Below are 16528 nucleotides of genomic sequence, written 5' to 3'. Positions count from 1 at the left end.
TACAACTTCGCCCGCCGCCTCAAACGGCTGCGCGGCCTCACGCCCTACGAATTCATCTGCAAAACATGAGCAGAAACGCCCGAACGCTTCAGCAAAAATCCGCACCAGGAAATGCCGGGACTAAACAACACCTCAGTCCCATCCGAGCGTGGGTCTGGACCAGCTGCGCGGCCAAACCGCTGACCTGCTGCCGCCAGTCATCGTGCACCACGATAGGCGGATGATCCGCGTTCGTTGCGAGCCATCGCCTGACCTCGGCCTTGCGCGTCGGGGTGGAGTGCGCCGAAAGAATGGAGAGCTCGGCTCGCTCGCCTCGCCAAATGGCCCGGAAAGACTCATCATGCCCACCGTCAGCCGCATGCTCCTCAGGCGAGAATCAACACATCTGCGACATGAGGCAGGATAGACATTGCTGTTCCTGAAGCGCCTGCGCGCATATCTCCCGCGCACCAAGCCGGCTGAAGCAGGCCAATCCGCGCCGTCGGACCCGAACCTCCTGGCATCGAGAGAGGCGATCACGCGCTTCCTTTTCGTCGAGGATCTGCCGGAGCCTGTCGACCTTTGCTTTGTCCTGGGTTGCCCGACGCCGACGAACATGGACCCGGCGATCGCGCTCCATGCCCGTGGCTTTGCCCCGGTGATCATGGTCTGCGGTCACGGCCCCGCGCCGCAGCCGGTGCCGGAAGCCGTCCTGTTTCGTGACTATGCCGTCGCGCGCGGCGTTCCCGAGAGCGCGATCCTTCTGGAGACGGAGTCGACCAATACCCGAGAGAATTTCGTCTTTTCTGCCTCCATCATTGAGCAGCGGATCGGTTGGGACCGCATCCGCCGTGTGGCCATCGTCAGCAAGCCCTACCACGCGCGTCGTGCCCTCATGACGGCGCGGCGGCATTGGCCCGCGCATCTCCGGCTCGTCATGCAGCCCTCCCAGGAACCCGACGATTTCCTCGCCACGACCTGGTGGGAGACTGAAGGCGGGCAGGCCTATGTCCTCCGTGAGCTCAGCGCGATCGGCACTTACGCCCAGAAGGGCGACATCGGGGGATTCTGATGCTGCCCAGGCATATCCATCTGGTGGGAATTGGCGGCGCGGGCATGGCAAGCCTCGCGCAATATCTGCTGGCCTCCGGCCGCAGGGTCACGGGCAGCGATCGGGCGCGAACGGCGATCATCGAGAGCCTCGTGCGGGAAGGCGCGCGGATCGCCGAGGATCACGACGAGGCCCAGCTCGATGGCGCCGAGCTGGTCGTGGTCAGCGATGCGATCCCCGCCGGCAATGCCGAGCTGGAGGGTGCGCGCCGCCGCCGCATTCCGCTGCTGCGCCGCGCGGAATGCCTCGACCTGCTGCGGGAAGGCCGTCGCGCCGTCATGGTCGCGGGCTCGCATGGCAAATCCACGACGAGCGGCATGATAGCCTGCATCCTGGACGAAGCCGGCATTGATCCCGGCTTTGCGCTCGGCGCGGATATCCCCTGCCTGGATGGAAGGCGCGCGCGTCCGGGCGGCCAGGACCTCTTCGTCGCCGAGGCCTGCGAGGCCTTCCGTAACCTCGACAGCCTGAACCCCGACATCGCCGTCCTCACCAACGTCGATGACGAGCACGTCAACCATTACGCCTCGCAGGCCGCGCTGGAGGAATCCTTCGCCGCCTTCGCCCGCCGGGCGCAGCGGATCGCTGCCTTCGGCGAGGATCCCGGCATCGCCCGCCTCGGGCTACCGGAGGGCAAGGTCACGTGGTTCGGGCTCGATCCGGGCTGCGCCGTTTCCGCCGAACCCGGGCCCGCGCCCTTTGCCCCGCGCATCGAGGGGAGGCAGCTCGGGCCCATCGCGCTGCGCCAGCCCGGCGATCACATGCGCCGCAACGCCCTGGCGGCCCTCGCTGCCTGCCATGCGCTGGGCATCGGCCTGGAGGTCATGGCCCGGGGCCTGGAGCGTTTCACGGGCGTCGCGCGCCGCTGGCAGGAGATCGGCGAGGCCGCGGGCATCCGCATCGTGGACGACTACGCCCATCACCCAGCCGAGGTCGCCGCGACCTTGCGCGCGGCACGCGCCGTTGCGCCGGATCGTCGCCTGGTTGCGGCCTTCCAGCCCTTGCTGCACTCGCGCCTTCAGCGGCTGCAGGCGGAATTCGTGACGAGTCTCGCCGAGGCCGACCAGGTGCTGCTTCTCGATGTGGACGGGGACGGCGAGGCCGCGCAATCGGCCGGCAGCACCGCCATCGCCGAAGGGCTGCAGCGCCTCGGCATCGCGGCCGTGCAACGCGAGGATGCCGGGGAACTTGTCGCCCATGCGCGACATGACCTTGCGGCCGGCGATCTCCTGCTGGTCATGGGCGGCGCCGGCATGACGGGCGTCGCCGGGAAGATGCTGCAGCAGTTGCAGACGGAGGTGGCGGCAGCGCCGTCGAAGGCGCTCGTGCCGCGGCGCTGGACGCAGCGCGTCGTGGAAGCCTTGCGCCCCGCGGAGAGCTTCGTCGCGATGTTCCGTGCCGCCGCACGAGCCGGGCCGGAAGAGCTAGCCCTGGTCGGGCGCGACGGCGCGCTGTCCTATGCCGAACTCGATCGCGCCAGCGACGAGCTTGCTGCCGGCCTCGCGACACGCGGGCTGGCAGGCACGGTGGTCGGTGTCGCGCTGCCGCTCGGCGCGGAACTGGCCGTCGCCTTGCTGGGCGTGATGAAGGCAGGCGGTACCTATCTCCCGCTCGACCTCGCGCTGCCGGAGGCGCGCCGCGCCTATATGCTGGAACAGGCCGGGGCCGCGGCGCTGGTGGCACGCGAGACGATGGGCGCATGGCCCGCCTACGACGTCGCGGCGCTGCGTGCCCTGGGCGGTGAGGTGCCACCTGCACCGCGAGGAAGCGGCGGCGCCTATATCTGCTTCACCTCGGGATCGACCGGATATCCGAAGGGGATCCGCATCGACCACGCGGCGCTGGCCGCCCTGCTGCGCGACACGGTGCAACGCTTCGGGACCGGCCGCGGGGCGCGGATGCTGCTCAATACCTCCATCAGCTTCGACGTATCGCTGGCGGAGATCTGCGGCACGCTGGCCGGCGGCGGTGCGCTGTCGGTGGCCGGCGCGAGGCCGCTGGGCGGGGAGCGCCTGGCTGATGCGCTGGAGCGGGCGGGCGTGACTCATCTCTCCATCACACCGAGCTTGCTCGCGAGCGCGCGTTCGCGGGCGCTGCCAGATTTGCGCTGCATCATCGCCTGCGGTGAGCCTTGCCCGCCGGAGTTGGTCGCGGAATGGGCCCCGGGCCGGCGCTTCTTCAACGTCTATGGTCCGACGGAGGCGACGATCTATGCCACGGCCGCCCCGTGCGAACCGGGTGCCGAGGTCACGATCGGCACGGCGCTGGGCCATGTGGAAGCCCATGTGCTGGACGAGGCGCTGCAGCCGGTCGGTAGGGGTGAGCTCGGCGAGCTGTGCCTCGCGGGACCAGGCGTGGCCTCGGGATATCTCGGCAGACCGGAAGAAACGGCGGAGCGCTTCGTTCAGGCGCCCATGGGGCGCCGCCTCCTGCGCGTCTATCGCACCGGCGACATGGTCCGGCGCGGCGAGGACGGCGCGCTGCACTTCATTGGCCGTGCCGACACCCAGGTGAAGATGCATGGCGTGCGCATCGAGCTCGGCGAGATCGAGCGCGTCGTCCTGCGCGAGGACGGCGTGGCCGATGCTGCCGTCTGCATCGCGAAGGGGCCGCGTCCTCTGCTGACCTGCTTCGTGCAGGCGACGGATGATCGTGCGCTCGATATCTCCGCCCTGTCGCGCCGGCTCGCGGAATGGCTGCCGGAAAGCGCCTTGCCCTCCCGTATCCAGCGCGTGCCCAGGATTCCCCTCACGCCGAGCGGGAAGAAGGATCGCCAGAAGCTGCTCGCGGAACATGGTGGCCGCAGCATCATCCGCGCGACGGAATACTGGCCGCCGCAGACCGAGATCGAGCAGCGCCTGGCCCCGCTCTGGCAGGAGGCGCTGGATCTCCCGGATCCGGTCGGCATGCTTGATCGCTTTGCCGCGCTTGGCGGCGACTCCCTTGCCTCGCTGATCCTGATTCAGCTTGTCGAGGAACGCTTCTGCGTCGTCGTGCCGCCTGGCTATTTCGGACGGATCGGTACGCTCCCTCAGATGGCCGCGCAGCTGGAGGATCTGCTCTGGCAGCGTGACGGTATCGCGGACGGCGCGCAGGGCTTCACGGCAAGTCGCATCTATCGGCGCATGCGCGATCTTTGCGGGCACTGGCCTGGTGTGCGCGTCTCTCCCGAAAGCCTCATCACCACCCTGGGTTCCCCCGAGGCCCGGCGCGATATCTTCCTGTGCTGCCAGATGGAGGAGGAGTTCACCGCCCTGGCGGCGCGCCTTTCACCGGCCTTCCGCGTGCATGGGATGCGCTCCGGTCATCTCGTGATCGATCACGGGCCAGGCAGCATCCGCCAGATCGCCTCCCGTTACGCCGAGGAGATCGCAGCGATTGCGCCGGAAGGTCCGGTCCTGCTGGCCGGTGTCTGCCAAGGGGGCACCATCGTTCAGAACATTGCCGAACAGCTTTCCGCAGAGGGGCGCCCGGTACCGCTGATGGTGCTCATCGAGCCCGGCCGCCCCCAACCTTATCCCGGGCGCGTCGCCATGATCTGTGCGGAGGACAGCTTTCTGAATCCCTTGCGGCCCGATGGGCCGGGCCTTGTGCCCTATGAAGCGGCAATGCCCGGCGGTGTCAGCATCGATCTGATCCCAGGGCCTCACGGCAACGCCTGCATTGAGCCTGCGGTACAGTTCCTGGCCCATCACCTGATGCGGCGGGTGGAAGCGGCTTTCGAGCACGTCGAGACAGACGCATGAAAATTCCTCAGCGCTGGCGGCGGGCAGGGCGCGCCGCCAGCGCCGGCCTGGGCGTGGCCATCGGCATGCTGGCCTATCCGCTCGCCTGGCTCGGCTGGTTCCGGCACCGCGACAAGCTGGCTGCGGCGGTGGGGGATCTGCTGTTGGTGGGCTTCTACGGCGCCAGCACGGCATCGCCCTCCGCCCGGCTGCTGGCCCGGCAGGCGCGTCGCGCTCAGGTCGGTGCGGTCTTCTTCGTCAGCCAGAACGTCGGCACGATGGAGGAGCTGAAGGGCCTGCTCGGCCTCTTCGGCGCTGGGGAGGGTTGGGCACCGCTGCTGGCCATCGATCACGAGGGCGGCACCGTACAGAGGCTTACCGAGGCGCATGGCATGACGCGCCTGCCATCGGCGCGCGATGTCGCGGCGGGGCTGTCGCCGGCCGAGGCCTGCGGCATCTATGCCCAGGCGGGCCGCGAGTTGGCGGCCGTTGGCTTCGACGTGAATCTGGGACCCGTGGTCGATGTCGACGATCCGACCAATCCGTCGATCGGCATTTCCGGGCGTGCCTACGGCACCGATCCCCAGCTCATCGCGAGCTATGGGGAAGCCTTCGTGGAGGGTTTCTCGGGCACCGGCATCATCTGTGCGGCGAAGCACTTTCCTGGCCATGGCCGCTCGACGGGCGACAGCCACTATCACGCGGCTGATATCTCGGCGACCTGGACCGAGGACGAGTTGGAGCCCTTCGTCCGGCTGATCGCGTCGAATCATCCCCCGCCCATGGTGATGACGGGGCATTTGCGGCTCGATCAGGTGGCGCCGGATGGCCGGCCCGCGACGATATCGGCGCCGATCGTGACCGGCCTGCTGCGGGAGCGGCTGGGCTATCGCGGCGTGGTGGTGACGGACGATCTCGACATGAAGGCGGTCAACCATCTCATGGGTCGGAAGGAGGCCCTCGTGCAGGCCATTGCCGCCGGCAACGATCTCATCATGATCAAGAACCTGTTCGGCTATGATCCGCTTCTGCCGCAACGCGCGGTGGGTTGGGTGCGCGCGGCGATCGCTGAGGGAGTCCTCAGCGAGGAACAGGTCCTGGGGGCCGCAGCAAGGGTGCGCGCTTTACGGGCCAAGTAGAGAACAGCATTTTTCATGCTAACTCTGGGTTTCCTGCCGGGGACGGCACCCAACGGTCCAGCGCTATGCGCCCCGTGGGGTGAGTTGCACCACCTGGCCCTCTGGCGGGGCCTCACCCATTTGCCACGCCACTTCACCCGCCACCTTATCGGCCGCGGCGAGCAGCACAGTGTCGGCCGAATGGATGTAGCGACGGGTGATGCCGCCGCCCTTGTGGCCGATGAGCGACGCGATGGTGACTTCTGAAAGCTCAAGGTCGGCGGCCACACTGGCGAAGGACTGCCGCAGGACGTGCGCAGTGATCTCCGGCGGCAGATCTGCCAGATTCACGATGCGCGCCATGAAGCCAGCGAATCCGCTCATGGTCCCGTCGCCGCGAGAAGGGGGGAAGACCAGCCCATCGACCTTGCCGCCCGTCAGCGCCTGCTGGGCGGTCAGGACGGCGCAGGCGGCATGGGGCAGGGGCCGCGTGCTCGCGCCCGTCTTCATGTCGCCCAGACGGGCCGTGCGCCGCGCCAGATCCACCTCCCGTCAGGTTAGGCCGATAGCCTCGCCGCTACGCCATCCCGTCAGCGCGAGGAAACGCACCGCGGCGATCGCGGAGGGCCACATGCCGGCCTTGTCGGGTTTGCCCTCCTCGGTCGCCGGAATGACCGCCGCGGCCCTGTTGAGGCCGTCGCCAAGGGCCTACTCGTCGGCAGAGAGGCGGCGCTCCCGTTTGCTGTCGGCGGGCCTCAGCACGCCCTGAGTGGGGTTATCGTCGCGCAGGCCCATGCGGAGAGCGTAGGTGAAGATGGCGCCAAGCAACCCCATCGTGCGCGACGCCGTGCCCATCCCGCCACGGACGTTCCGATAGGCTCTGGATCGACCGAGATGCTCGCGCCGATGGGTCTTCCCCGCCGCGACGTCCTGCAGGAAGTCGTCGAGGTCGCGTTGGGTGACTGCCCGGACCTTCATGGAGCCGAGCAGCGGCAGGATGTGGGAGTCGATGCGGCTGCGGTCTGTGGCGATGGTGCTGGCCTTTTTCGTCCCGCCACGTCGCGTGGGCAGCCTGCCCGCCTCCGCGGCCTCGAGATAGGACGTGCAGAGCTCCGCGACAGTTGGCGCCTCTCGGACCTCTCGCTTCCGCGCTGAAGGATCCTCACCCTTCACGACTTCGGCGAGCAGCGCCTTGGCCTTGGCGCGGGCCTCCTCCGGCGTCCAGGGTGCGCCATGGGTCCCGATCGTGAACCGGCGTTGCCGGCCCTCCGCCGTTCGGAACATGACGAAGTAGGAGACGGCGGGCCCTGCTCGCCGGCGAGTACCGAAGCCGGGCAGCCCGCCGGGACCGTCGAAAAGCTCGCTGCCGGGGGCGATTGCCCTGATCTCGCGCAGCCCGATCTTGCCGCTCGCGGTCGCCATGGAATGACCTCTGCCTTTGTTACCCCGCCGCGCCGGGGTAACGCTGGGGTAACAGCTGTCAGAATGTATGAGCAACATCGATCATGGGTGGGAATGAAGGAAATGGCGGTTATCCAAGGGATTTGACCTGTCGATCCTGAGTGATCATGCCCCGGAGAGTGCTACTAAGTGCCCCCCGAAGGCAGAGGTCGATGGTTTGAATCCATTCGGGTCCGCCAATCTTTTCAATATTCTGATCGGCTGTAGGTGGGCGTTCCTCGGCAGTGGGGTAACGCTGGAACAACCCACGTGTCGGCTGACCTTCCCACGAGCGCTTAGCCCCCGATGGCGGGCCCGTTACCAGTTCATCGATTTCGGTGCCGTCCGCCCTTCCTTGACCATCAGGGCCTGACGGGGCGGTGCCGCCCCGATGGCGTCGTCCACTGCCACCGTCAGTGGGCGAGCCTAGTTCCGCCCACGATCAAGGTCGCGCACCGACTTCGCCTTCTCCTCCCAACGCATAGACCACCAGGTGATCGCCTGGTGCCGTTTCCAGACGCGAATGGCCGGTTGCGACCATCGCCACATATTGCCGACCTTCATGGACATAGGTCATTGGCGAGGCCTGGCCGCCCGCCGGCAGGCGCGCCGACCAGAGCAACCGGCCCGTTTCCGTCTGGAAGGCGCGCAGGTAGTTGTCCTGCGCGGCACCAATGAAGGTCAGGCCACTGCCCGTCACCAGCGGTCCCCCGATGTTCGGGGTGCCGACCGGGATGCGAAGGCGCAGCGGCAGGCCGAGTGGGCCGGTGTCGAAGGCGGTGCCCAGCGGCTGCGACCATAGCAAATCGCCGGAGACGAGATCGGTTGCGGCCAAGTAGCCCCAGGGCGGCGCGATGCAGGGCATGTTGAGCGGCGAGAACCAGATCGGCCGGATGGCGCCGTAGGGCGTGCCGGCCTGTGGCGCCACGACCTGGTCCGGCCGCGCCCCGCCATCGCCCACCGCGACGTCGGTCACCTGCGCACGCGGCACCATCACCACATGGTTGGGCAGACGGCTGTGATTGGTGATGGCGATAAGCCGGCCGGTATCCACACCGACGCCACCCCAGTTGAGCCCGCCGATGGTCCCCGGGAACAGCAGCATGCCGTTGCCGGTTGAAACCGGTGGCGTGTAGATCCCCTCATACCGCATGCGGTGGAACTGGATGCGGCACCAGGCAGCATCCAGCGGCGAGATGCCGAAGGTGTGGCGCGCATCAATCCGTTCCGGATCCTGCCCCGGATGCGCGGCAAAATTCGGATAAAAGGTCGATTGCGGCTGAGTCGGCGACAAACGCTCGCCGGTCAGCGTCTCCCCCTGCGGGGCCGGGCGCCGCTCGATGGGACGCAGGGCTTCCCCTGTCGCCGCATCGAACAGGAAAAGCGATCCGGTCTTGGTGCCGAGCAGCACGGCCCGACGCACCTGCCCGTCGATCGGGATATCGAGCACCGTCGGCTGTGCTCCGATGTCGTAGTCCCAAAGGTCGTGATCGACCGTGGCGAAAGACCAGCGTGTGGCGCCCGTCTCGAGCTCCACCGCCACGATGGCGGCGGTGTAGCGGTCCTCTTCCTCCGTCCGGTCGCCACCCCAGTGATCCGCGCCGGAGTTGCCGGTCCCCAGGAAGACCAAGCCGAGTGATTCATCGGCCGAGATCACCGTCCACACATTGGGTGTGCCGCGCGGATAGATCTCGCCTGCCGCCAGCGGCGCCCGTGCATCCGGGCGATGCGCATCCCAGGCCCACGCCAGCGCGCCGCTGCGCGCGTCATAGGCGCGTACGACGCCGGAGGGGGCGTCGCGCCGCTGGTTGTCGCTGACCTGCTGGCCGATGATGACGAAGTCGCCGACCACCGCGGGGCCGGAGGTGTTGGAGGCGAAGCCAGGATCGCGCAGACCCATCCCCTCCGTCAGGTCGACGGTGCCGGCGGTGCCGAAATTGGTGCAGGGCTGCCCCCGGCGCGCATCCAGGGCAATGAGCCGGCCGTCCGCAGTGGCGGTGAAAATGCGCTCGCTGCACGCGGCCTCTCCCCGCACGCCGTGATGACCGACGGCGCGGCAGGCGACGCTGAACAGCGATTCCATGGCGCGCGCCGGAGTAGCAGGATCGTAATGCCAGCGCTGCTCGCCGGTGGCGGGGTCCAGGGCGAAGACCTGCGCGCTGCTGCTGCACAGATACAGCGTGTCATCCACCTTTAGCGGCGTGTTCTGGGAGGAGAAGAACACGCGCTCATTCGGCGCGGTGTCGCCGGAGCGGTGGCGCCACACCTCCTGCAACCCGTGCACGTTGGCGGGGGTAATTTGGGCGGCCGGCGAGTAGTGGCGCCCAAAATTCGATCCGGCATAGGCACTCCAATTCTGGGCCGTATTGGTCACCTCGTTCGCGGTGGAAGGCAGGGTGCTGTGGGCGGCGATCTGGGCCGGGCCCTGCGGCCTCTCCCACAGCAGTACGACAAGCCCGCTCACCAGCAGAAGGCAGGCCGCCATCGCTCCGCCGACGGCCCTGCGCGCCCAGTGGCCCGGCCGATGGCGCGCCATGACGGAGACCGCCAGCATCGCCGTCAGGAGGATCAGCAGCAGCGCCACGCGGCCGGCGAAGTCGAAAATCCAGCTTGGCATCCAGCCCTTGCCGGCAATTTCCGTCAGCGCCCAGCCCAGGGCGACCGCGGCGGCGAGGCCGCTCGCCAATACCTCCGCCCGGCCGGTGGAGCGGAGCCCGAGCCAAGCGGCGATCAGCAGCAGCAGGCCACAGACCAAGTGCATGGGCGACCCGCCGAGCGCCAGCAGCCAACCACCGAGGACAGCTTGTCCTACCCCAAGGAGGCCCAGGACAATTAGCAGGCCGCGATGAAGAAGCAGCCAGCCGCGAGATTGCCGAGCCGATGCGGGCTGCACCTCTCTGTATAGCTGGTCCATGCTGGCTCCGATTGGTTACGTGAAATTCATGTTTGAGCCAACGTCGTTATCCAGCATCGGTTGCGCAGTGAGGGTCCACATCCGCCAAGGCCAGCCGACCGACGGCGGTATGGGCGAGATCAAGCCTGCAAAGCCGGCGCCCATCGCTGCATCCGATCAAATGGCGGGCGGCGCGGAGGTGCTTATCGACCGGGTATTCGCGCGCGCAAGGGCTGCTGGGGATCACGGCCAATGAGCCCTCGTCGGCGATGATCTGGCGAAGCCGATCCGCATCGTAAGCGGCATCGGCCATGACGAAGTGGGCAGGCAGGCTGTTGGTCAGGACGTAGGTCTCGACACGCCGGCCTCCCTAAGAGGCCACAGCGCCGAGCCGGTGATTTCGTTTAGAAAGCAAGAACCGGAGTTCGGCCGTCCAGGCCGAGAGGCAAATTCGCTTAGGGCCACCGAGAGATCCCGTAGCCCCAAACGCAATGTGCCGAGGGCGTCATGGATACCGAAACTCTCAACAAGGCAGTCGCCAGCCGATGGTTGGCGCATTTCTGGGGGAAGCCTTGCGATCTGCATGTTGTCGATGAGTTAGCGGCTGCGCACATCCTTCTGCAGTATTCGCCGGAGCAGCCGCGCCTTGGACGCCAGGCCCTCAAAGGGTTCATTCGCGAATTCCGTGCGGCGTTTCCCGATTTTGAATTCCGCCGGCTCGGGCCGATGCTTGCCGATCGCGACATCGTTGCGGTGAAATGGGAGGGCTCCGGCCTGCACACGGGGCCGGCCTATGCCGACTTCCAGATCGGGCCTCTGGCCGCCGGATCGCGTCGGGAAATCGTTCTTGGCGGACACAGCGCGTTGCGCTTCTGCGGCGGCAAGATTGTCGAGGAAGCGGTGTGGACGACGCAGCGCCAGGCCAAGGCGCGTTTCATCTCTGGAGGCCTTGTTGTGGGGCTGGAAACCGCCTCGGGCTAGGGCCGTAGATTCGCTGAGCATCGCTCGTCGCCCGCCCTCTTCGCGAGGACGGGCGTTTTGTGTTTCGAGGCTTTCGCGCCGCTACGGCACGGATTTCTGTCGTAAGAAGGAACGGGCAGGTGCCCTGCCTGCGAAATCACCCCCGCCGGCGCGGCGGACATTCCCGATTGATGGCGGCGTAGGCAGCGGTGAAGCCACGCAGGCTGAAGGTGTCGACGACGGTACCACGAGGCCGCCCGGCAGCGCGCGGACCGCGCACAACCGCCTCGGAACCCGCGCGGAAGGCGGCCACGGCTGCCGTGCCGTTCCGGGCGAACGCCCAATCACCATCGGTGTAGAAGGGCAGCCGCGTGCGCCCGACCGTTGCGGTGACCGAGGCGCCGCGGGAGTAGCGGTAACCCGAGCTCAGACCAATCTGGTTCCGCCCCTGGGAGCCGTGCATCACGCTGAGGTGGACGTTCCGGCGCCGATGACTCATGCGCGTTGGCGTGGTGTAGGCGTAACAGAGTTTCTGGCCGTCCTGCACGTCGACGGCCACAGACCATTGCCCGAAGACGCGGAGAATTCGTGGCCCGTCCTGTGCCAGGGCGGGAGCGATGAAGAGGGCCGCGAGGGCCGGGATCATGATCACTGCTCTCATGCTCCCTTTGGTACAAAGGGTGGTACCTCCTGGCAACCAACTGACGGGCTTAATGCTCCGGTCGCGGCGCTGCGGCAGCGCTGATGGAAGCGCGGACTTTCTCGGAGGGTATGGCTGTAAAGCGAGTGGCGGAGTGGCGCTTAGGCTAAGCTGAGCCTACGAAAATCTCGTGAGCCGGTATCAGGTCCGGCACGCAAAACAGAGTGCCCGTCCTCTTCAAGAGGGCGGGCGTTTTGCGCGTGGAATGACAGAGAATCTGAATCTGGCGACCGCGAGGAAATCCTCGCGGTTCATCTGGGGCAGGCAGGCCCGCGCCCTGCGCGGGTGCGGGCCTCGATTTTCTGGCCGAACGCGTCGCGATCGACGCGTGGCGCCTCAGCTCAGCCGGAGGCCCAGCTCCTGGATGAGCTTCCGCTCGTCTTCCATGGTCTGGCGCACATAGGCCGTGTAGTCCGCGCTGTTCTTGTACATGGGCGCCATGTCGTAGCGGTCGAGCACGCCGATATGCAGCGGGTCGGACACCGCCTCGCGGAAGGCTGCGTCCAGCGCACGGAGGATGCCCGCATCCATGTTTTTGGGGCCGCCGATGCCGTAGGGGCTCACCGAGACGATATCGATCCCGCTCTCGCGCAGCGTCGGGACGTTGGGGAAGGACTTGGCGCGCGCCTCGCTCCAGACGGCAAGGCAGCGCAGGGCGCCGTCCTGCACCTGCGGTCCCCAGCCCGAGCTGTCGGACAGGATATGGATCTGCCCGCCCAGCAAGGCCTGCATGTTCTCGGCGACGCCGCGGAAGGGCACGTGCGTCCACTCGATGCCCTTCGCCTTGGCGATCTGCTCCATGGTGAGGTGGAGCGAGGTGCCGACGCCGGGCGAGCCATAGTTGAGCTTGCCGGGCTCGCGCCGCGCCGCCTCGATGAGGTCGTCCAGCGTCTGCCAGGGCGCGTCCGCGCGCACCACGATGCCGAAGAGGTAGCCCGTGATCAGGGAGACGTAGGTGAAGTCCGCCAGCGGATCGAACAGCGGCCGGCTGTTCAGCAGCGGCTGACGCATGACGCTGATGGGGAACTGGCTCAGCACATAGCCGTCCGCCGGCGTGGTGAGGAGGAACTGCGCCCCGAGCACACCGCCCGCGCCGGCCCTGTTCTCCACGATGACGGGCTGGCCGAGCCGCTTCGAGGCGGCTTCGCACAGGGCGCGCATCGCGATGTCGGACGTGCCGCCCGGCGCCCAGGGGACGAGCATGCGGATGGGGCGGCTCGGGAAATTCTGCTGGGCATAGGCGGGGGCCGCGAGGCCAGCCGCCAGCGGGAGGGCGAGGGCGGAGCGACGGGTGATGGCGGACATGATTTCCTCCTTGTGAATTTGCGCTGACCTATCGCCGCAACGCCGCCTGCCAGCAAGCCTTTATCAGTGGGTGCCCTTTCGCGATGGCGTCCTCCAGACGGGCGACACCGCCGGTGATCGGTCTGGCTGCTGATGCGCTAAGGGCGGCGCCGGGACGCCCACACGATCGCGGCCGCCGAGAGCAGGATGCTGGACATCGTCACGCCCATCGTAACGACGCCCGCCGGCGTCCAGCGCGCGGTCGCCTTGAGGGTGCTGCCCGACGAAAGCTGGACGTCGACCGTCGCGCGCATTTCTTCCGGGTGGGTCAGCGTGGCGAGCGGGGTGGGCTCGTCCTCTGCTTCAGGCGCAAGCTCGACTTCGGCAGGCACGGTCTCGGCCTGGGCTGACTTGGCAGCGCGTGCTCTCCTTGGTGCGGCGGTGCTCGTGGGCTTCTTTACCATGTCGGCTCCCTCTCCGCGGCGCTTTGCTCCGCGTTCTCAGAGTAGAGCGCAGTTTTCCCCAGGCACAAAAAATCCGTAGGCCGGAGTGGGCGAGGGGCGTCGGGCTAGAGGCCGAGGCCCGGGGTCGTCATGGCCACTCAGACTGCTTCCGAGGTGCCGGCTCGCCGCGCGCCTCGTCGTCATCGCGATCGAAGTCCAGCCAGCCGCGCGACCACGCCGCGATCTTGTTCCGGACGCTCATGACGCTGCTCTGCACGCTGGTGAAGAAGCCGGAATCCGCCCTGCGGGTGATCCCGTAAGTGGCCGCGGAGATGGCCAGCGCGAGCGCGACGATCACCCAAACCCGCCCGCCGCCCTGAGGTGCCTCCGCCACCGGTCCGGCGAGACGCGCCGGCGCCTGTTCGCTACGCGCAAGCTCCCGCGACAGCTCGAGCACCCGGGCCTGGCCATTGGCGTCCAGACGGCTCCAAAGGGACAGGAGCTCAGATCGGCCGCCTGAGGCGAAGACGGCTTTGGCGCGATCGGTCATGGGCTAAGGCTCCTCGACGGGAGGCGTCATCCATCCCCCATCAGTTCGGTACGCGTCAGAAAGCGGGTTGTGCCGACGCAGGTGAAGCTCGGTCGCCGGCTGATCCACGAACCCCTTCACGTGGGGCGTGGGCCGGATCCGCAGCGGCGATGATCCGTCATCATAGGCGGGCGCGTGAGATGCGATCAACGAAGTGCGCGCGTCAGCAGTTCGGGCACGCCGAGGATGTTATCCGCGCAGATGGCGCTCCGCTGACCGAAAAGCAGGAGCCGTTGGTGATACTCCCTGATCGCCAGGCGGGCGCCGACGGCGAACTGAAGGGCCGCCGCCCGAACATTGGCCGCCATGAATTCCTCGGCGATGAACCGCGATGCTCGTTGGAGCTTGCTATCGGTGTCTTCGTCGCTGTCCTCACGACAAAGGACGTACTGCTCCAGGATCACCGTATCCCGGATGAATTGGTGCTCGCCTGCGAGCGCCTGCCCCCAAGCCGGCCGGACGGCGGCCAAAGCGACCAGGAGCGCGGCGGCGAGGATCGGATACTTCATAGGCCGTCGCTCCTTGGGAGTGTGAGCCTGCCCGTGTCTGCGCGCGACAGGCAACCATGAGTGGCTACACGATGCATGCGGCCAGTCTTCCTGGTCGGCGGATATCCCACGGTCCAGCGCTATGCGACCCGCAGGGGCACCTGCACCACCTGGCTTTCCAGCATAGCCTCACCCATCTGCCCCTGCACCTCGCTCGTCGCCTTGTCTGCGGCGGCGGGCAGCACGGCGCTCAGCCTAATGGATGTAGCGTCGGTGATGCCGCCCCTTTTGGCCGATAAGCGAGGTCATGGTGATTTTCGAAGCTGGAGGTCAGCGGTCACGCTTGCGAGTGAATGTCGCAGGACGTGCGCGGTCATCTCGGGCGGCAACTCGGCCAGCTTCACGATGCGGGACATGAAGCCCACGAAGCCGCTCATCGTCCCCGGAAGATCTGAACTCGCCGAAAATGGGACGCCTGATCGATCGGCCGGACGGGCAACGATTTATTTGCGGTGTCATCCGGGGTAATTTCGGCACACATCAGCCGGAGAGGCTGCCGGCCGGGTGCTTTGGCGGCTGATGAGCCCGGCCGGGGAAACCCGGGCCGGGCTTTCTCTTCACCGAGACAGGCTGGCGGTCGCCAGCTCCGTGCCGCTCCACAGGGCGATGGCGCCAAGAAGGAGCGCGCATGCGGCATGCCAGCCGATGTTCATCCAATAGCGCCCCGGTTCGCTGCGTCGGGAAACCGCGTGTCTCCAGACGGGGAAAACGCCCGTTCGAAGCGCGTCGAACACCATGAAAGCCAATAGCAGCGTCGCAGGCACTGCCAGGACCAGCGTGATCACCCAGCGCCCGTAGGCCAACTCGGCGATGACCATGAGCGCGCCGTAGAGCGCCAGCCCCAGACCGGAGGCAAGCAAGGCGGTCTTGGCCAGCCGCTTCAGGACCGTGCGGGGACTGTCGAGCATGCTGCCACGGTCTCCGATGTGGAGTGCGCCCGCAAGAACCGATCCGCTACGGCGGAAGATCCGCTGAGGGGTAGGCCCGCAGTTCCTCGATCTGCTCCGGCGTCAGAGCGGAGGAAGCGTCGCATCTCCAGGCGATGAACTGACGAAAGAGACAGGGATCGAACCACATCGCATCCACGCCATTGCACTGCGCGATCATCTGACGCAACGCCTCCGCCTCCGTCATAGCGGGGCGATAAACGCGGTCAGCGGTGAGCGCGTCGAAGACGTCAACGATCGAGAGGAGCCGGGCGACGTGAGGGATGTCCGTGCCCGTTACCCCTTCGTAGCCTAGACCATCCCATCTTTCGTGATGGTACAGCACGGCCTCCCGCAGACCGTCCGGAAGCTCTTCGTGCGCTTCCGAGATGATATCCACGCCCAATGCGCCATGCAGTTCGACGACATGACGCTCGTTCCTGTCCAGGGCCCCTGGCTTGAAGATGATTTCAGGAGGAACCCGCAGCTTCCCGATGTCATGAAATCTTCCGGCGAGGCGGGCCTCGCGGCGTTCTGCCAGGGGAAGGGCCAGCGCATCCGCGAAGTCCCCCACCAGGGCCTCGACACGTTGCTCATGCTTGACGACCTCATGCACGAAGGTGGCGCCAGCGCTCAATTCCAGCAGGTTCAAGCGTTCTGTCAGACGCTCCACGTAAGACATAACCGCTCGCCCCAGACGAAGTCTCAATCTGACCAAAATCGAACAAATTCAGTCTTCCGGCAACCGGAGCGCGCGCTTCGTCACGGAAACTTCCTCGCGATCATCATTCGGCGCGCTGCCGAGAGACCGC

General features: G+C 67.0%; 15 protein-coding genes. 5 read left to right on the top strand and 10 right to left on the bottom strand.

Going from position 1 to position 16528, the window contains the following annotated elements:
- Positions 1 to 409: 409 nt before the first annotated feature.
- The 3 genes from KHU32_RS14790 to KHU32_RS14780 all read left to right on the top strand — a co-directional run bounded on the left by KHU32_RS14790 (position 410) and on the right by KHU32_RS14780 (position 5954).
- Positions 410 to 1051, top strand: coding sequence for a YdcF family protein (locus tag KHU32_RS14790; RefSeq protein WP_213670842.1), 642 nt, complete (start codon positions 410 to 412; stop codon positions 1049 to 1051).
- Complete coding sequence (murC, locus tag KHU32_RS14785) at positions 1051 to 4836, top strand: UDP-N-acetylmuramate--L-alanine ligase (protein ID WP_213670841.1); 3786 nt, start codon at positions 1051 to 1053, stop codon at positions 4834 to 4836. The genes KHU32_RS14790 and murC overlap by 1 nt, the downstream gene beginning before the upstream one ends.
- 65 nt (positions 4837 to 4901) lie before the next feature.
- Complete coding sequence (locus tag KHU32_RS14780; protein ID WP_213670840.1) at positions 4902 to 5954, top strand: glycoside hydrolase family 3 protein; 1053 nt, start codon at positions 4902 to 4904, stop codon at positions 5952 to 5954.
- A 63-nt stretch (positions 5955 to 6017) separates the two neighbouring features.
- Here the strand turns inward: KHU32_RS14780 and KHU32_RS14775 are convergent, their stop codons facing one another.
- The 3 genes from KHU32_RS14775 to KHU32_RS14765 form a co-directional block, all read right to left on the bottom strand.
- The gene (locus KHU32_RS14775) at positions 6018 to 6479 is read right to left on the bottom strand and encodes a tyrosine-type recombinase/integrase (RefSeq protein WP_213670839.1); all 462 of its coding nucleotides are present in this window, start codon (positions 6477 to 6479) and stop codon (positions 6018 to 6020) included.
- A gap of 162 nt (positions 6480 to 6641) precedes the next feature.
- Entirely contained in the window at positions 6642 to 7355 is a 714-nt protein-coding gene (locus KHU32_RS14770) for an integrase arm-type DNA-binding domain-containing protein (RefSeq protein ID WP_213670838.1), read from the bottom strand.
- 460 nt (positions 7356 to 7815) lie between these two features.
- Positions 7816 to 10287: a pyrroloquinoline quinone-dependent dehydrogenase gene (locus KHU32_RS14765; RefSeq protein ID WP_213670837.1), complete on the bottom strand. Its 2472-nt coding sequence runs from the start codon at positions 10285 to 10287 to the stop codon at positions 7816 to 7818.
- On the opposite strand from KHU32_RS14765, the gene KHU32_RS23545 reads away from it, so the two are divergent.
- Positions 10286 to 10522 (top strand): hypothetical protein, encoded by a 237-nt coding sequence (locus KHU32_RS23545; RefSeq protein ID WP_213670836.1) that lies wholly within the window; start codon positions 10286 to 10288, stop codon positions 10520 to 10522. The two genes, KHU32_RS14765 and KHU32_RS23545, sit on opposite strands and share 2 nt — an antisense overlap.
- A gap of 251 nt (positions 10523 to 10773) precedes the next feature.
- Positions 10774 to 11247, top strand: coding sequence for an ester cyclase (locus KHU32_RS14755; RefSeq protein ID WP_213670835.1), 474 nt, complete (start codon positions 10774 to 10776; stop codon positions 11245 to 11247).
- A 136-nt stretch (positions 11248 to 11383) separates the two neighbouring features.
- Here the strand turns inward: KHU32_RS14755 and KHU32_RS14750 are convergent, their stop codons facing one another.
- The 7 genes from KHU32_RS14750 to KHU32_RS14720 form a co-directional block, all read right to left on the bottom strand.
- On the bottom strand, positions 11384 to 11872 hold the full coding sequence (locus tag KHU32_RS14750; RefSeq protein WP_213670834.1) for an invasion associated locus B family protein: 489 nt from the start codon (positions 11870 to 11872) through the stop codon (positions 11384 to 11386).
- A gap of 390 nt (positions 11873 to 12262) precedes the next feature.
- A complete protein-coding gene (locus tag KHU32_RS14745; protein ID WP_213670833.1) occupies positions 12263 to 13231 on the bottom strand; it encodes a tripartite tricarboxylate transporter substrate binding protein in 969 nt (322 codons plus the stop codon).
- Between the two features lie 137 nt (positions 13232 to 13368).
- Entirely contained in the window at positions 13369 to 13674 is a 306-nt protein-coding gene (locus KHU32_RS14740) for a hypothetical protein (protein WP_213670832.1), read from the bottom strand.
- A 127-nt stretch (positions 13675 to 13801) separates the two neighbouring features.
- The gene (locus tag KHU32_RS14735) at positions 13802 to 14203 is read right to left on the bottom strand and encodes a hypothetical protein (RefSeq protein WP_213670831.1); all 402 of its coding nucleotides are present in this window, start codon (positions 14201 to 14203) and stop codon (positions 13802 to 13804) included.
- A gap of 185 nt (positions 14204 to 14388) precedes the next feature.
- Positions 14389 to 14751 carry a hypothetical protein gene (locus KHU32_RS14730; protein WP_213670830.1) on the bottom strand — a complete coding sequence of 121 codons (363 nt, stop codon included), beginning with the start codon at positions 14749 to 14751 and terminating at the stop codon, positions 14389 to 14391.
- A 596-nt stretch (positions 14752 to 15347) separates the two neighbouring features.
- The gene (locus KHU32_RS14725) at positions 15348 to 15698 is read right to left on the bottom strand and encodes a hypothetical protein (protein ID WP_213670829.1); all 351 of its coding nucleotides are present in this window, start codon (positions 15696 to 15698) and stop codon (positions 15348 to 15350) included.
- A gap of 46 nt (positions 15699 to 15744) precedes the next feature.
- Entirely contained in the window at positions 15745 to 16368 is a 624-nt protein-coding gene (locus KHU32_RS14720) for an HD-GYP domain-containing protein (protein ID WP_213670828.1), read from the bottom strand.
- Positions 16369 to 16528 lie beyond the last annotated feature (160 nt).

It is taken from the genome of Roseococcus pinisoli (assembly GCF_018413645.1).
GTDB lineage: Bacteria > Pseudomonadota > Alphaproteobacteria > Acetobacterales > Acetobacteraceae > Roseococcus > Roseococcus pinisoli.
Note: the sequence above shows the minus strand (reverse complement) of the source record. Positions and strands in the feature narration are given on the sequence as shown.

Excerpts from the sequence above, each read along its gene's own strand:
- KHU32_RS14765 (WP_213670837.1), bottom strand. The coding sequence starts at position 10,287 with ATGGACCAGCTATACAGAGAGGTGCAGCCCGCATCGGCTCGGCAATCT.
- murC (WP_213670841.1), top strand. The coding sequence starts at position 1,051 with ATGCTGCCCAGGCATATCCATCTGGTGGGAATTGGCGGCGCGGGCATG.
- KHU32_RS14780 (WP_213670840.1), top strand. The coding sequence starts at position 4,902 with ATGCTGGCCTATCCGCTCGCCTGGCTCGGCTGGTTCCGGCACCGCGAC.
- KHU32_RS14770 (WP_213670838.1), bottom strand. The coding sequence starts at position 7,355 with ATGGCGACCGCGAGCGGCAAGATCGGGCTGCGCGAGATCAGGGCAATC.
- KHU32_RS14745 (WP_213670833.1), bottom strand. The coding sequence starts at position 13,231 with ATGTCCGCCATCACCCGTCGCTCCGCCCTCGCCCTCCCGCTGGCGGCT.
- KHU32_RS14750 (WP_213670834.1), bottom strand. The coding sequence starts at position 11,872 with ATGATCCCGGCCCTCGCGGCCCTCTTCATCGCTCCCGCCCTGGCACAG.
- KHU32_RS14725 (WP_213670829.1), bottom strand. The coding sequence starts at position 15,698 with ATGCTCGACAGTCCCCGCACGGTCCTGAAGCGGCTGGCCAAGACCGCC.
- KHU32_RS14740 (WP_213670832.1), bottom strand. The coding sequence starts at position 13,674 with ATGGTAAAGAAGCCCACGAGCACCGCCGCACCAAGGAGAGCACGCGCT.
- KHU32_RS14755 (WP_213670835.1), top strand. The coding sequence starts at position 10,774 with ATGGATACCGAAACTCTCAACAAGGCAGTCGCCAGCCGATGGTTGGCG.
- KHU32_RS14735 (WP_213670831.1), bottom strand. The coding sequence starts at position 14,203 with ATGACCGATCGCGCCAAAGCCGTCTTCGCCTCAGGCGGCCGATCTGAG.
- KHU32_RS23545 (WP_213670836.1), top strand. The coding sequence starts at position 10,286 with ATGCTGGCTCCGATTGGTTACGTGAAATTCATGTTTGAGCCAACGTCG.
- KHU32_RS14730 (WP_213670830.1), bottom strand. The coding sequence starts at position 14,751 with ATGAAGTATCCGATCCTCGCCGCCGCGCTCCTGGTCGCTTTGGCCGCC.